Annotated in this window: 17 protein-coding genes; 11 read left to right on the top strand and 6 right to left on the bottom strand. The window is 61.2% G+C overall.

Translation table 11 applies throughout. The features are described from left to right. Window positions 1-9 precede the first annotated feature (9 nt). From KZH41_RS01300 to KZH41_RS01325, 6 genes are all read left to right on the top strand, one after another. Window positions 10-960, top strand: a complete 951-nt coding sequence (locus KZH41_RS01300; RefSeq protein WP_263274241.1) for a choline sulfate utilization transcriptional regulator — start codon at window positions 10-12, stop codon at window positions 958-960. A gap of 30 nt (window positions 961-990) precedes the next feature. Beyond that, complete coding sequence (locus tag KZH41_RS01305; RefSeq protein WP_242153681.1) at window positions 991-1,317, top strand: DOPA 4,5-dioxygenase family protein; 327 nt, start codon at window positions 991-993, stop codon at window positions 1,315-1,317. A gap of 162 nt (window positions 1,318-1,479) precedes the next feature. Beyond that, the gene (locus KZH41_RS01310; protein WP_263274242.1) at window positions 1,480-2,439 is read left to right on the top strand and encodes a 2-dehydro-3-deoxygalactonokinase; all 960 of its coding nucleotides are present in this window, start codon (window positions 1,480-1,482) and stop codon (window positions 2,437-2,439) included. A 1-nt stretch (window position 2,440) separates the two neighbouring features. Beyond that, window positions 2,441-3,061, top strand: coding sequence for a 2-dehydro-3-deoxy-6-phosphogalactonate aldolase (locus KZH41_RS01315; RefSeq protein ID WP_242153685.1), 621 nt, complete (start codon window positions 2,441-2,443; stop codon window positions 3,059-3,061). Window positions 3,062-3,122: 61 nt separating this feature from the next. Continuing rightward, complete coding sequence (gene dgoD / locus KZH41_RS01320) at window positions 3,123-4,271, top strand: galactonate dehydratase (RefSeq protein ID WP_017137927.1); 1,149 nt, start codon at window positions 3,123-3,125, stop codon at window positions 4,269-4,271. 157 nt (window positions 4,272-4,428) lie between these two features. After that, window positions 4,429-5,739 carry an MFS transporter gene (locus KZH41_RS01325; RefSeq protein WP_263274243.1) on the top strand — a complete coding sequence of 437 codons (1,311 nt, stop codon included), beginning with the start codon at window positions 4,429-4,431 and terminating at the stop codon, window positions 5,737-5,739. A 72-nt stretch (window positions 5,740-5,811) separates the two neighbouring features. Here KZH41_RS01325 and KZH41_RS01330 read toward each other — a convergent pair whose 3' ends face one another. The 3 genes from KZH41_RS01330 to trpB form a co-directional block, all read right to left on the bottom strand. Next, window positions 5,812-6,261: an anti-virulence regulator CigR family protein gene (locus tag KZH41_RS01330; RefSeq protein ID WP_242153687.1), complete on the bottom strand. Its 450-nt coding sequence runs from the start codon at window positions 6,259-6,261 to the stop codon at window positions 5,812-5,814. Window positions 6,262-6,399: 138 nt separating this feature from the next. Continuing rightward, window positions 6,400-7,209, bottom strand: coding sequence for a tryptophan synthase subunit alpha (gene trpA / locus KZH41_RS01335; protein WP_263274244.1), 810 nt, complete (start codon window positions 7,207-7,209; stop codon window positions 6,400-6,402). After that, window positions 7,209-8,450 carry a tryptophan synthase subunit beta gene (trpB, locus tag KZH41_RS01340; RefSeq protein WP_263274245.1) on the bottom strand — a complete coding sequence of 414 codons (1,242 nt, stop codon included), beginning with the start codon at window positions 8,448-8,450 and terminating at the stop codon, window positions 7,209-7,211. Before trpB ends, trpA begins: the two co-directional genes overlap by 1 nt. A gap of 109 nt (window positions 8,451-8,559) precedes the next feature. On the opposite strand from trpB, the gene KZH41_RS01345 reads away from it, so the two are divergent. After that, on the top strand, window positions 8,560-9,456 hold the full coding sequence (locus KZH41_RS01345; protein WP_263274246.1) for a LysR family transcriptional regulator: 897 nt from the start codon (window positions 8,560-8,562) through the stop codon (window positions 9,454-9,456). A gap of 12 nt (window positions 9,457-9,468) precedes the next feature. On the opposite strand, the gene KZH41_RS01350 is transcribed toward KZH41_RS01345, so the two are convergent. Further along, complete coding sequence (locus KZH41_RS01350) at window positions 9,469-9,795, bottom strand: DUF883 family protein (protein ID WP_003170746.1); 327 nt, start codon at window positions 9,793-9,795, stop codon at window positions 9,469-9,471. Window positions 9,796-9,951: 156 nt separating this feature from the next. Between KZH41_RS01350 and KZH41_RS01355 the strand changes: the two genes are divergently transcribed. Further along, a complete protein-coding gene (locus tag KZH41_RS01355) occupies window positions 9,952-10,167 on the top strand; it encodes a dodecin (protein WP_016969657.1) in 216 nt (71 codons plus the stop codon). A 114-nt stretch (window positions 10,168-10,281) separates the two neighbouring features. Then, window positions 10,282-10,509 carry a DUF1161 domain-containing protein gene (locus KZH41_RS01360; protein WP_263274247.1) on the top strand — a complete coding sequence of 76 codons (228 nt, stop codon included), beginning with the start codon at window positions 10,282-10,284 and terminating at the stop codon, window positions 10,507-10,509. Window positions 10,510-10,571: 62 nt separating this feature from the next. Here KZH41_RS01360 and KZH41_RS01365 read toward each other — a convergent pair whose 3' ends face one another. Beyond that, on the bottom strand, window positions 10,572-11,573 hold the full coding sequence (locus tag KZH41_RS01365) for an LLM class flavin-dependent oxidoreductase (RefSeq protein WP_094949705.1): 1,002 nt from the start codon (window positions 11,571-11,573) through the stop codon (window positions 10,572-10,574). 217 nt (window positions 11,574-11,790) lie between these two features. Here KZH41_RS01365 and KZH41_RS01370 point away from each other — a divergent pair, with 217 nt between their 5' ends. Further along, a complete protein-coding gene (locus KZH41_RS01370; RefSeq protein ID WP_027608131.1) occupies window positions 11,791-12,222 on the top strand; it encodes an OsmC family protein in 432 nt (143 codons plus the stop codon). A 251-nt stretch (window positions 12,223-12,473) separates the two neighbouring features. Then, entirely contained in the window at window positions 12,474-12,713 is a 240-nt protein-coding gene (locus KZH41_RS01375) for a DUF1161 domain-containing protein (RefSeq protein ID WP_064450020.1), read from the top strand. Here the strand turns inward: KZH41_RS01375 and KZH41_RS01380 are convergent, their stop codons facing one another. Further along, window positions 12,714-13,136: a hypothetical protein gene (locus tag KZH41_RS01380; protein WP_242153691.1), complete on the bottom strand. Its 423-nt coding sequence runs from the start codon at window positions 13,134-13,136 to the stop codon at window positions 12,714-12,716. Window positions 13,137-13,265: the final 129 nt, after the last annotated feature.

Genomic DNA, 13,265 nt, shown 5'->3' on the forward strand with positions numbered 1-13,265 from the left:
GCACAGCTTATGTATGAAGCCCTCGGCGATTTATCCCTCGACCTGCTGCGCGCTTTCGAGGCCGCGGCGCGCCACCGCAGCTTTACCGCTGCCGCGATGGACATGGGCACTACCCAACCGGCCATCAGCCAGCAGATCAAGCGCTTGGAAGAACAGCTTGGGCTGCGTTTGTTTGATCGGATCTACCGGGGCATCGAGCTGACCGACGCGGGCGCGCTGTTATTCGAGCACGTCCAGGGCGGCTTGCAGGCCATCAACCACGGCCTGAGCGTGATCACCCAGCAGGACCAGCATGAAGTGCTGCAAGTGGCCACCGACTTCGCCTTCGCCGCCTACTGGCTGATGCCGCGCCTGCACCGCTTCCACGCCGCCAACCCGCAAGTGGACGTCAGCCTGGTCACCAGCCAGCGCAACCACGCGACCTTGCGCAGCGATATCGATGTGGCGGTGCTGTTTGGCGACGGCCGCTTCAAGCAAGGCGACAGCCTGTGGCTGTTCAACGAGGAAGCGTTTCCGGTGTGCAGCCCGCAACTGCTCAAGGACCGCACCACGCCGCTGACCGTGCAGACGTTGCAGGACTACCCCTTGCTGCACCTGCGCCAGGAAAACAACAGCCAGTGGTTCGATTGGAACGGCATATTTCGCGAGCTGGGCATTACCACCGCACCCACACCCGGCCAGTTGCGCTTCGACAACTACACCCTGCTGATCCAGGCCGCCATTGCTGGCCAGGGCGTGGCCATCGGCTGGCGCCACCTGGTGGATAACTTGCTGGAACAGGAGTGGCTGTGCCGGCCGATCAGCGACACGGTGACCTCGCGCTTCGGTTACTACGTGGTGCAGCCGCAGCGCAAACGTCGGGGGCAATTGGTTGAGCGCTTTGTCGACTGGCTGGTGGCCGAGCAAGCCAGCAACGTGCAGTCGCTGACTGGGCTGGCCCTGCCGTCGATTGCGGTCTAGGATCGGCGCATATCGGATCCGGATTTCGCCATGCAACGTATCAAGGGCTACCACGCCCATATCTACTTCGACGCCAGCACCATCGACCAGGCGCGCACGCTCTGCGAAGACGCGGCCAAGCTGTTTCCGCTGCGTATGGGCCGCGTGCATGAGCGCCCGGTGGGCCCGCACCCGGACTGGAGCTGCCAGCTGGCGTTCGAGCCGGAATACATCGGCGTGGTGTTGCCGTGGCTGGCCCTGCATCGCGACGGGCTGGTGGTGTTCCTGCACCCCGAGACCGGCGATGACTTGAAGGATCACACCGATTACGCGATCTGGATGGGGGCGATGCGCGAGCTGGATTTGTCTGTTTTTTAACCACTGCTGATAAAAATCCCATCCCCTTATGCAAAGGCGATGGGATTTTTTATGTTTAAACCCTATATGTGGGACTGATATTTATATATTGAGATATTGCCAGGCATAGGTTTATATTCGCCCATCTGCTTTTTTCAGCACCCACTCATTTCAGGTGAAGCGATGCAGGCGCAATTGATCGCGCTCGACTGGGGGACCAGCTCCCTTCGTGCTTATAAACTCGGCCCAGCCGGCAGGGTGCTCGAACAGCGCGCGCTGGGGTTTGGCATCATGCACCTGCCCAGCGAACCCCGGGAGATTGCTGGCGTGCGTTGCAGCGATGGCTTCGAGTTGGCGTTCGATGCAGCTTGCGGCGACTGGCTGGATGCCGAGCCCGGCCTACCGGTGATCGCCTGTGGCATGGTCGGCAGCGCCCAAGGCTGGAGCGAAGCGGCCTATCGCAATACGCCGGTTGATGTCGCCAGCCTCAGCCAGGCCCTGCACTCCGTACGCAGCCTGCGCGGTGTGGAGGTGCATATCGTGCCCGGCGTGATCGAACAGGTCGGCTTGCCCAACGTGATGCGCGGTGAAGAAACCCAGGTACTGGGCGTGCTGCAAGGTCTCGCTGCGCAGGTATTGATCGGCCTGCCCGGCAGCCATTCCAAATGGGTCGAGGTGGCGGATGGCTGCATCACACACTTTGACACCTTCATGACCGGCGAGCTGTTCGCGGTGCTGAGCAAGCACAGCATTCTGGGGCGTACGCAAAAGCCCTCCGAACACTTCCAGGCCGAGGCTTTTGATCGCGGCGTGAACGTGGCGCTCTCCAAAGACGGGCAGCGCGGCGTGCTCTCAACCGTGTTCAGCGCCCGCACCCTGGGGCTGACCGCCGAACTGGCCCCCGACCAGCAAGCGGATTACCTGTCCGGCCTGCTGATTGGCCATGAACTCGCCGGTTTGTCCGAGCACGCCAAACATAAACCCATCGTTCTGGTCGGTAACGCCCCGCTCTGCGCCCGCTACCAACGTGCCCTCGCCCTCTGCGGCTTCGCCCACGTCAGCCTGGCGCAAGAGGCCAGCGAACGCGGCCTGTGGCAATTGGCAGTGGCCGCCGGGCTTACTCAACCTGTCTTGGAGGCCTGACATGCTCAAGCAAGCACTCGCACACAACGGTTTGATCGCAATCCTGCGCGGCGTACGGCCAGACGAAGCCGAGGCGATTGGCCAGGTGCTCTATCAGGCCGGCTTTCGCGTGATCGAAGTGCCGCTCAATTCGCCGGACCCTTACACCAGCATCCGCACCCTGCGCGACAGCCTGCCCGCCGATTGCCTGATCGGCGCAGGCACGGTGTTGACGCCTGCGCAGGTCGAGCAGGTCAAAGCCGCCGGCGGCCAAGTGATCGTCATGCCCCACAGCGATGCCAAGGTGCTGCGCGCAGCGAAAGCGGCGGGCTTGTACCTGTCGCCGGGTGTGGCCACGCCCACCGAAGCCTTCGCCGCACTGGCCGAAGGCGCCGACGTGTTGAAGCTGTTCCCGGCTGAGCAAATGGGCCCGGGTGTAATCAAGGCGTGGCTGGCGGTACTGCCGACGGGCACGTTGTTGCTGCCGGTGGGCGGTGTGACCCCGGACAACATGCAGGTGTATTTCGACGCGGGCGCCAAGGGCTTCGGCTTGGGTTCCGGGTTGTTCAAGCCGGGCATGTCCGTGGATCAAGTGGCGAGCAGTGCCCAGGCGTATGTCGCTGCCTGGAACGCGTTGAACTGATGCCCTGAATTGATTTCAAGCTTTGCGCCTTCGGCGCTGCATCGACAAGAGAGATAAGAAGATGAAAATCACTAAACTGACGACCTTCATCGTCCCGCCGCGCTGGTGCTTCCTTAAGGTCGAAACCGACCAAGGCGTGACCGGCTGGGGTGAGCCCGTAGTCGAGGGCCGCGCCCACACCGTGGCCGCTGCCGTCGAAGAACTTTCCGACTACCTGATCGGCAAAGACCCACGCAATATCGAAGACATCTGGACAGTGCTCTACCGCGGCGGCTTCTACCGTGGCGGCGCGGTGCACATGAGCGCCCTCGCCGGTATCGACCAGGCGCTGTGGGACATCAAGGGCAAGGCGCTGGGCGTCTCGGTCAGCGACCTGCTCGGCGGCCAAGTGCGCGACAAGATCCGCGTGTATTCGTGGATCGGCGGCGATCGGCCGGCCGACACTGCGCGGGCTGCCAAAGAGGCGGTGGCGCGTGGTTTTACCGCGGTGAAAATGAACGGCACCGAAGAACTGCAGTTCGTCGACAGCTTCGAAAAAGTCGACCTGGCCCTGGCCAACGTCGCCGCCGTACGTGATGCGGTGGGCCCTAACGTCGGCATCGGCGTCGACTTCCATGGCCGCGTGCACAAGCCCATGGCCAAGGTGCTGATGAAAGAGCTCGACCCGTACAAACTGATGTTTATCGAAGAGCCGGTGCTCAGCGAAAACTACGAAGCGCTCAAAGAACTGGCGCCGCTGACCAGCACGCCGATTGCCTTGGGCGAGCGGCTGTTCTCGCGCTGGGACTTCAAGCGCGTGCTCAGCGAAGGTTACGTCGACATCATCCAGCCGGACGCCTCCCACGCCGGAGGCATCACCGAAACCCGCAAGATCGCCAACATGGCCGAAGCCTACGACGTGGCCCTGGCCCTGCACTGCCCGCTCGGCCCGATTGCCCTGGCGGCGTGCCTGCAACTGGACGCGGTTTGTTACAACGCGTTTATCCAGGAGCAAAGCCTGGGCATTCACTACAACGAGAGCAACGACCTGCTCGACTACGTGCGCGACCCGGGCGTGTTCGACTATGACAAGGGCTTCGTGAAGATCCCCAACGGGCCAGGCTTGGGTATTGAGATCAACGAGGAATATGTGATCGAGCGTGCGGCCATCGGCCACCGCTGGCGCAACCCGATCTGGCGCCATGCCGATGGCAGCTTTGCCGAGTGGTAAGCCCCTCCTGAAGAAACACCGTCAATGTGGGAGCTGGCTTGCCTGCGATAGCGGTGGGCCAGCTTGTATCTCTGGCACTGGCACACCGTCATCGCAGGCAAGCCAGCTCCCTCACTGACCGTCCCCGTCCTCAATAAACATAAGAAGAGGCACCCCCATGCAACCTGAGTCCTTCACCGGGCAGGCTTCTTTAGTCACGCCCAGCAGAAAGCGTTTCTTCATCATGGTGCTGCTGTTTATCACGGTGGTGATCAACTACCTCGACCGCAGCAACCTGTCGATTGCCGCCCCGGCGTTGACCAGCGAGCTGGGCATCGACCCGGTGCACGTCGGGCTGATCTTCTCCGCCTTCGGCTGGACCTACGCCGCCATGCAGATCCCCGGCGGCTGGTTGGTGGATCGGGTGCCGCCGCGCATTCTCTACACCGTCGCCCTGCTGTTGTGGTCGATTGCCACCGTGATGCTCGGGTTTGCCGCCAGCTTCATCGCGCTGTTTGTGCTGCGCATGGCGGTCGGCGCCTTGGAAGCACCGGCCTACCCGATCAACAGCCGTGTGGTCACCACTTGGTTTCCTGAGCGCGAGCGCGCCACGGCGATTGGCGTTTATACGTCGGGGCAGTTTGTCGGGCTGGCGTTTCTCACGCCGGTGTTGGCGTGGCTGCAGCACGCGTTTGGCTGGCACATGGTGTTTGTCGCCACCGGTGGCGTCGGCATTCTGTGGGCACTGGTGTGGTACGCGGTGTACCGCGAGCCGAAGGATTTCAAAGGTGCCAACGCCGCTGAAATCGAGCTGATCCGTGAAGGCGGTGGTTTGGTGGATATGCAGGCGCAAGCCACCAAGGCGCCGTTCAGTTGGGTCGACCTGGGCATCGTGCTGAGCAAGCGCAAGCTGTGGGGCATCTACCTGGGGCAGTTCTGCCTGAACTCCACGCTGTGGTTTTTCCTGACGTGGTTTCCGACCTACCTGGTGAAATATCGCGGGATGGACTTCATCAAGTCCGGCCTGCTGGCGTCGCTGCCCTTCCTGGCGGCGTTTGTGGGCGTGCTGTGTTCGGGGATTTTTTCTGACTGGCTGATTCGCCGGGGCGCATCGGTAGGCTTTGCGCGCAAGCTGCCGATCATTGCCGGGTTGCTGATTTCCACGGCGATCATTGGTGCCAACTATGTGGACTCAACGGCGTGGGTGATTGCGTTCCTGGCAGTGGCATTTTTCGGCAATGGCCTGGCGTCGATCACCTGGTCACTGGTGGCCACCCTGGCACCGGCGCGCCTGCTGGGGCTGACCGGTGGGGTGTTCAACTTTATCGGCAACCTGTCAGCAATAACCACGCCGATTGTGATTGGCTTTTTGGCCAGTGGTGATACGTTCGCGCCGGCGATTACCTACATTGCGGTGCTGGCGTTGCTGGGGGCGCTGTCCTACGTGTTGCTCGTAGGCAAAGTCGAACGCATCGAACTGAATGAATAACCTGTGGCCAGCCCGCTCGCCACAACAAGCCCGCCTGCCACAACAAGCCCGCCTGCCACAAAAGCACGGGCGTTAGTTGAGCACGCCGTCCAAAATCTCGTAGACGATGCCCGTGCCCACCGCGATCAACACCACGTCTGGCCCGGAGCGGCGCCATTCGTAACCTTGGTAAACCGGCAGGCGCGCCAGGGCGCGGTTGTCCAGGCGTTCGCCATAGTAACCACGTGGCAGTGGCTGGCCGCGCACCAGGCGTAGATTCGGTGGTGGCGGTGCACCACGGGAGAACTGGCCGTGGTTGTCGTGGATGATCTGCCGCACCGGGCCGAAGTCCTGAGGCGGGCCGCGGCGATTGTTCTGCGGGCCGCGATGGTCGTCGCCACGTTGCTCGTGTTGGCCTTGCGGGCCGCCACGGCCAGGGCCATCGCCATCACCGCGTTGGTCAGGCGGCGCTGCCTGCACCAAGGCACTCGCACCGAGCATCAGCACGCCGAGGCCAGCGATCAAGCGTTTAGGCATTTTCATGGGGTGTTTCCTCAGTACTTCACGAACAAAAAAGGGATTTCGAACGAGGTTCGAAATCCCTTGGTCTTGCCAGTTTAGGTACTGATTCGACAGTATGATTCCTCTGTATCCGGAACTTTACCTACCGCTACACGGCGTTTACTTACGGGCGTTACGGACACCTTCCGACAACGCCGCGCACAAGCTCAACACGCCATCAATTGCCTGCTGATCATTTTTGGCATTGGCGATGTGGTCGATCAGTGCCGAACCCACCACCACACCATCGGCCAAGCGCGCGATGGCGGCTGCCTGTTCTGGCGTGCGAATACCAAAACCAATGCTGATCGGCAGGTCGGTATGCCGACGCAGGCGAGTCACGGCTTCTTCAACGTGTTCCAAGGTGGCGGCGCCAGCACCGGTCACACCGGCCACCGACACGTAGTACACAAAGCCGGAGCTGCCGTTCAGCACGGTCGGCAGGCGCACGTCATCGGTGGTCGGCGTGGTCAGGCGGATGAAGTCGATGCCCGCCGCCTGGGCCGGGTCGCACAGCTCGCCGTTATGTTCAGGCGGCATGTCGACCACGATCAGGCCGTCCACGCCGGCTTCTTTGGCGTCAGTGATGAACTGCGGCACGCCGTATTTGTGGATCGGGTTGAAGTAGCCCATCAACACCAGTGGCGTGTCGTTGTTGTCTTTGCGGAACTCGCGAACCATTTGCAGGGTTTTGGCCAGGTTCTGCTTGGCTTCCAGCGCGCGGATGTTGGCCAGTTGGATGGCTGGGCCGTCGGCCATCGGGTCGGTGAAGGGCATGCCCAACTCGATCACATCGGCGCCGGCTGCGTGCAAGCCCTTGAGGATCGCCAGCGAGGTGTCATAACCCGGGTCGCCGGCGGTGACGAAGGTCACCAGGGCGGCGCGGTTTTGTTCTTTCAGCTGCGCAAAGCGGGTTTGCAGGCGGCTCATCAGTGTTTCTCCTGCTTGGCTGGCTCTTGTGGAGAGTTTTCCATGTGGTGCATCACGGTCTGCATGTCTTTGTCGCCACGGCCAGACAAGTTCACCACCATCAGGTGATCTTTCGGCAGGGTCGGTGCGCGTTTGAATACTTCGGCAAGGGCGTGGGCAGTTTCCAGTGCGGGAATAATCCCTTCCAGGCGGCAGCATTTGTGGAATGCTTCCAAGGCTTCGTCGTCAGTCACCGACGTGTACTGGGCGCGGCCGATGTCATGCAACCAGGCGTGTTCCGGGCCGATGCCGGGGTAGTCGAGGCCGGCGGAAATCGAGTGGGCGTCGATGATCTGGCCGTCGTCGTCCTGCAGCAGGAAGGTACGGTTGCCGTGCAGTACGCCCGGTACGCCGCCGTTGAGGCTGGCGGCATGCTTGCCGGTTTCGATGCCATAGCCTGCCGCTTCAACGCCGATGATTTCGACGCTGGTGTCATTCAGGAACGGGTGGAACAGGCCCATGGCGTTCGAGCCACCGCCGATACACGCCACCAGGCTGTCCGGCAGGCGACCTTCCTGGGCTTGCATCTGGTCACGGGTTTCCTTGCCGATCACTGCCTGGAAGTCGCGCACCATTGCAGGGTACGGGTGCGGGCCAGCCACGGTGCCGATCAGGTAGAAGGTGTCATCAACGTTGGTCACCCAGTCGCGCAGGGCTTCGTTCATCGCGTCTTTGAGCGTGCCGGTGCCGGACACTACCGGGATCACTTTGGCGCCCAGCAGCTTCATGCGGAACACGTTGGCCTGTTGGCGCTCGATGTCGGTGGTGCCCATGTAGATCACGCAGTCGAGGCCGAAGCGCGCAGCCACGGTGGCAGTGGCCACGCCGTGCATGCCGGCGCCGGTCTCGGCGATGATGCGTTTTTTGCCCATGCGCCGCGCCAGCAGGATCTGGCCGATGCAGTTGTTGATCTTGTGCGCGCCGGTGTGGTTCAGCTCTTCGCGCTTGAGGTAGATCTTGGCGCCGCCGCAGAACTCAGTCAGGCGCTCAGCGAAATACAGCGGGCTTGGGCGTCCGACGTAGTCGCGCTGGAAGTAGGCCAGTTCTTTGTTGAAAGCCGGATCAATCTTGGCCGCTTCGTATTCGCGGGCCAGTTCGAGGATCAACGGCATCAGGGTTTCAGCGACGTAGCGGCCGCCGAACGCGCCAAACAGGCCGTTGGCGTCAGGGCCGTTGCGTAGATCGGTCTGGGACTGAGTCATGGGGCGCTCCGATAAAGAATGTGAGGAGAGGCAATGACGGCCACTCTACCCCTGACGCGCTACGCTGAAAACCGATAAGATCGCCGTAACCTGTCAGGAAAACTCACAGATGAGCCGAGACCTTCCACCTCTCAATGCCTTGCGCGCGTTTGAAGCCACAGCCCGGCTCAACAGCGTCAGCCAGGCTGCCGAGCAACTGCATGTGACCCACGGCGCCGTCAGCCGCCAGTTGAAGGTGCTCGAAGAGCATTTGGGTGTCAGCCTGTTCGCCAAGGACGGTCGTGGCCTTAAACTCACAGATGCCGGGGTTCGGCTGCGGGATGCCAGTGCGGAAGCCTTCGAACGTTTAAGGGATGTGTGCGCCGAACTGACCCAGGCCAGCGCCGACGCGCCGTTCGTGCTGGGCTGCTCGGGCAGTTTGTTGGCGCGTTGGCTGATTCCGCGCCTGGGTCGCTTGAACGCCGACCTGCCGGACTTGCGCCTGCACCTGTCGGCGGGTGACGGCGATCTCGACCCCCGGCGCCCCGGCCTTGACGCCCTATTGGTGTTCGCCGAGCCGCCGTGGCCGGCGGATATGCAGGTGTACAGGCTTGCCAGCGAACGCATCGGGCCGGTGATGAGCCCGCGCTTTGTCGGTTATGAACGCCTGCGCCAAGCCCCGGCACAGGCTCTGTGCGGCGAAGCCTTGTTGCACACCACATCCCGCCCGCAAGCCTGGCCCAGCTGGGCGCAGCAACACGGCATCGCGCCCGGCGCGTTGAAACACGGCCAGGGGTTTGAGCATTTGTATTATTTGTTGGAGGCGGCCGTAGCCGGTTTAGGCGTGGCGATTGCGCCAGAACCGCTGGTAGCAGAGGACCTGCGCGCGGGCCGCCTGGTGGCGCCGTGGGGTTTCAGCGAAACCCCGGCGCACCTGGCGTTGTGGCTACCCAAGCGCGCCGCAGACGGGCGCGCGGGGCAGTTGGCGCAGTGGCTCAAAGCTGAGCTGTTGCGCCAGCCGCTATAGCCGGTCGGTCAATCAGTCACCGCGTTTGCACAGCAGGTAAGCCGCCAGCAGGCCCAGTGCACCAACGGCGACGCCGGCGGTAGTCCATGGGTGCTCTTGTGCGTAGTCCCGGGTTGCAACACCGGTTTCGCGGATTTTGACTTTGCTTTCTTCGTAGGCATCGCTGATCAGATGGCGGGAGTGCTTGAGGGCATTCTCGGCATTGCTTTTCAGGGCCTTCAGCGTTTTGCGCGACTCGTCGGACGCATCGTCCTTGAGGCTCTCAAGGGATTTGAGCAGGCTCGAAATCTCGGCTTCCATGCTTTCCAGCGACGCTTTGCGTAACGAAGTGTTGGCCATGTGGACATCTCCTGAAGTGATTGAGTGGCATGTGTAGATACCGACTCCAGCGTTTTCAGAAAGTGCAGTAATTCTGAACTTTCGTGTAGGAACGGCCGCCAGAAGCAGTACGAACATTGACTGCTACGCTCACTAGAGACCTCAGGAGAAAACGCTATGTCTGATCATCACACGTACAAGAAAGTCGAACTGGTGGGTTCGTCGACGACCAGCATCGAAGACGCGATCAACAACGCCATCGCTGAAGCGCACAAGAGCATCAAGCACTTGGAGTGGTTCGAGGTGACTGAAACCCGTGGCCACATCAAGGACGGCAAGGCCGCACACTTCCAAGTCACGCTTAAGGTGGGGTTCCGAATTGCCAGTAGTTGATCACGCTGGTTGAACTTTGAGGACTGGCCGATTGCCATAACCTGCGCTACAACCTTGGGGTGCCGATGCGATGCGTCGGCACGCTCTTTTGGATCAGCGCAAGGAAAGTATCGGATGAAGAAGCTTCTGTTAGCGGTAGGTTTGTTGAGCATTGCGGGGACAGCAATGGCGGCGGGCAAGCCTTGTGATGAGCTGAAAAGCGAAATCGCGGCGAAAATCGACGCCAAAGGTGCCTCGGGTTATTCGCTGGAAGTGGTAAACAAAGGCGCGACACCCAGCGACCACACAGTTGTCGGCAGTTGCGAAGGTGGCACCAAGGAAATCGCCTACAAGCGCGGTTAACCCTGTGTTCCAGACATAAAAAACCGACGCGAGTGCGTCGGTTTTTTTTCGCCTGTGGGTTATCAGCCCTTCATCAACTGCGCCAACAGCTCGTAGGAATGAATCCGGTCGGCATGCTCGTAGAGGTCGCAGGTAAAGATCAGCTCATCGGCGCCGGTCTGCTCGATCAGTACTTCCAGTTTGGCGCGGATCTTCGCCGGGCTGCCGACCATCGCCAGGCCGAGAAAGCTGCCGACCGCGTCTTTTTCATGGGGCAGCCACAGGCCGTCCATGGTTTTCACTGGTGGGCGCTGCACCAGGCTTTGCCCGCGCATCAGTGCGAGGATGCGCTGGTACACGGAGGTTGCCAGGTAGTCGGCCTGCTCGTCGGTGTCGGCGGCTACCAGCGGGATGCCGAGCATCACGTAGGGTTTGTCCAGTACGGCCGAAGGCTTGAAGTGATTGCGGTACACGCGAACCGCCTCATGCATCAAGCGCGGTGCGAAATGCGAGGCGAAGGCGTAGGGCAAACCGCGCTCACCGGCAAGCTGTGCGCTGAACAGGCTGGAACCCAGCAACCACACCGGCACGTTGGTGCCGGTGCCCGGTACGGCGATCACCCGTTGGTCGGGCGTGCGCGGGCCTAGGTACGCCATCAGCTCGGCCACATCTTCGGGGAAGTCATCGGCGCTGCCCGAGCGCTCACGGCGCAGGGCGCGGGCGGTCATCTGGTCGGAACCGGGCGCGCGGCCCAAGCCCAGGTCGATACGGCCGGGGTACAGGCTTTCCAGGGTGCCGAACTGTTCGGCGATCACCAACGGTGCGTGGTTGGGCAGCATCACGCCGCCGGAGCCGACGCGAATGGTCGAAGTGCCGCCCGCCAGATAGCCCAGCAACACCGAGGTGGCCGAGCTGGCGATACCGTCCATGTTGTGGTGTTCGGCCACCCAGAAACGGTTGTAGCCAAATTTTTCCACGTGCTGGGCCAGGTCCAGCGAGTTGCGCAGCGACTGCGCCGGGCTGCCATTGGCGCGCACGGGCACCAGGTCCAGGGTCGAGAACTTCACGTCGGACAGCGATTTCATAAGCCTGCTTCTCCAATAGGTGCGCAGGCTTATAGACGAACCAAAACCTGCCGCTTCATGTGCATGTTCTATGCAATGAGGGCATATACCCGAGATTCAATAGCGGTTAGGGATATTTCCTACTATATCGCTAGGTTTCTCCGACAAGATGAACTTTGGCGGGCCGTCTATCCTCAGAACCCTTACTGAAGCAAAACCACCGTTCGAGGAGAAAGCTATGAGTATCGTTAAAAAGGCATCCGCGCATTGGGAAGGTGATCTGAAGACTGGCCTGGGTTCCATTTCCACGGAAACCGGCGTTCTGCGCGAAGCGCCCTACGGCTTCAAGGCCCGTTTCGAGGGCGGCAAGGGCACAAACCCTGAGGAATTGATTGGTGCGGCCCACGCCGGCTGCTTCTCCATGGCGTTTTCTATGATTTTGGGCGACGCCGGCCTCAAGGCTGACAGCATCGACACCCAGGCCGAAGTGACGCTGGACCAAGTCGACGGTGGTTTTGCGATTACGGCCGTGCACTTGGTTCTGAAAGCCAAGATCCCAGGAGCGAGCCAGGCGCAGTTCGATGAACTGAGCAAAAAGGCCAAGGAAGGGTGCCCGGTGTCCAAGGTGCTGAATGCGAAAATCAGCCTGGATGCCACGCTCGTCAGCTAATGCGGACTGCGTAATACCGTAGATCGCTGTGGGAGCGGGTTTGTGTGGGAGCCGGGCTTGCCCGCGATAGGTACACCTCGGTTTTGCAGTTGCACCGAGGCGCTGCCATCGCAGGCAAGCCAGCTCCCACACAAGCCCGCTCCCATATTTAGTTCTGCGTTAAATCAGAACTCGTGTTTCCCAAGTGTGGTCCTATAGGCTATGCAGCCTAGGCGCACACCCGTGCGCAGTGCATTCAGGGAGCTACACACATGAAACGTTTTGCCTTGGCAATCATCTGCGGTGTTTTGGCCACGTCGGCTGTGGCCGCGCCAAAAGATTGTGAAGAGCTCAGGAAAGAGATCGAGGTCAAGATCCAGGCTAACGCCGTTCCGTCCTACACCTTGGAAGTGGTCAGCAAGGAAGAAGCCGACAAGCACGACAGCGCCATGGTCGTCGGCAGCTGTGAGAACGGTACTAAAGCCATCGTCTACCAGAAGAACAACGACTGATCAGATGCAGTTCACGCTGCGTTCCTCCGCCAACAACTGCCGCGCGGCGTTGTAGAGCCGGATGTTGGGCGTGAAGGCCAGCGAGCGACCTTCCAGTACGTAGCGCTGGCCCGCCTGGAAGTTGTCGTACTGCAAGGTCATGAAGCAGGTCCGGTCCTGGGTCTGCGACAACCCGCCCAAACTGCCGCCGGTCGGTACTTCGAAATCAAAGCGCACCATCAGCTCGTGACTGCCCGGCGGGACCTGGAAGAAGCGCCCATCGTTGAGGTTTTTCCCATCCACACGTTGCGCCATCACCAGTTTGGCCCCCGGTGTCGGGGTGCTGAAATCGACCCAGGCCTGGTGCGGGTCGGCCGGCGGTATCGGCGTCAAAGCACAAGCGCTTAGAAACAGGGCGGTGACGAGTAGCAAGAGCTGACGCATGGCAGGTACTCAACGGTAAGAAGGAGTTGAGCCCGGCGCCGATGGCAGCAGACTCGTGATGAGTATAAACATGCTGAGCATGGAAACATTCCGTGCAGGCAGGATAGTCTGGCGAGCCAATCACCCAGG

It is taken from the genome of Pseudomonas sp. YeP6b, assembly GCF_025642995.1.
Taxonomy (GTDB): domain Bacteria; phylum Pseudomonadota; class Gammaproteobacteria; order Pseudomonadales; family Pseudomonadaceae; genus Aquipseudomonas.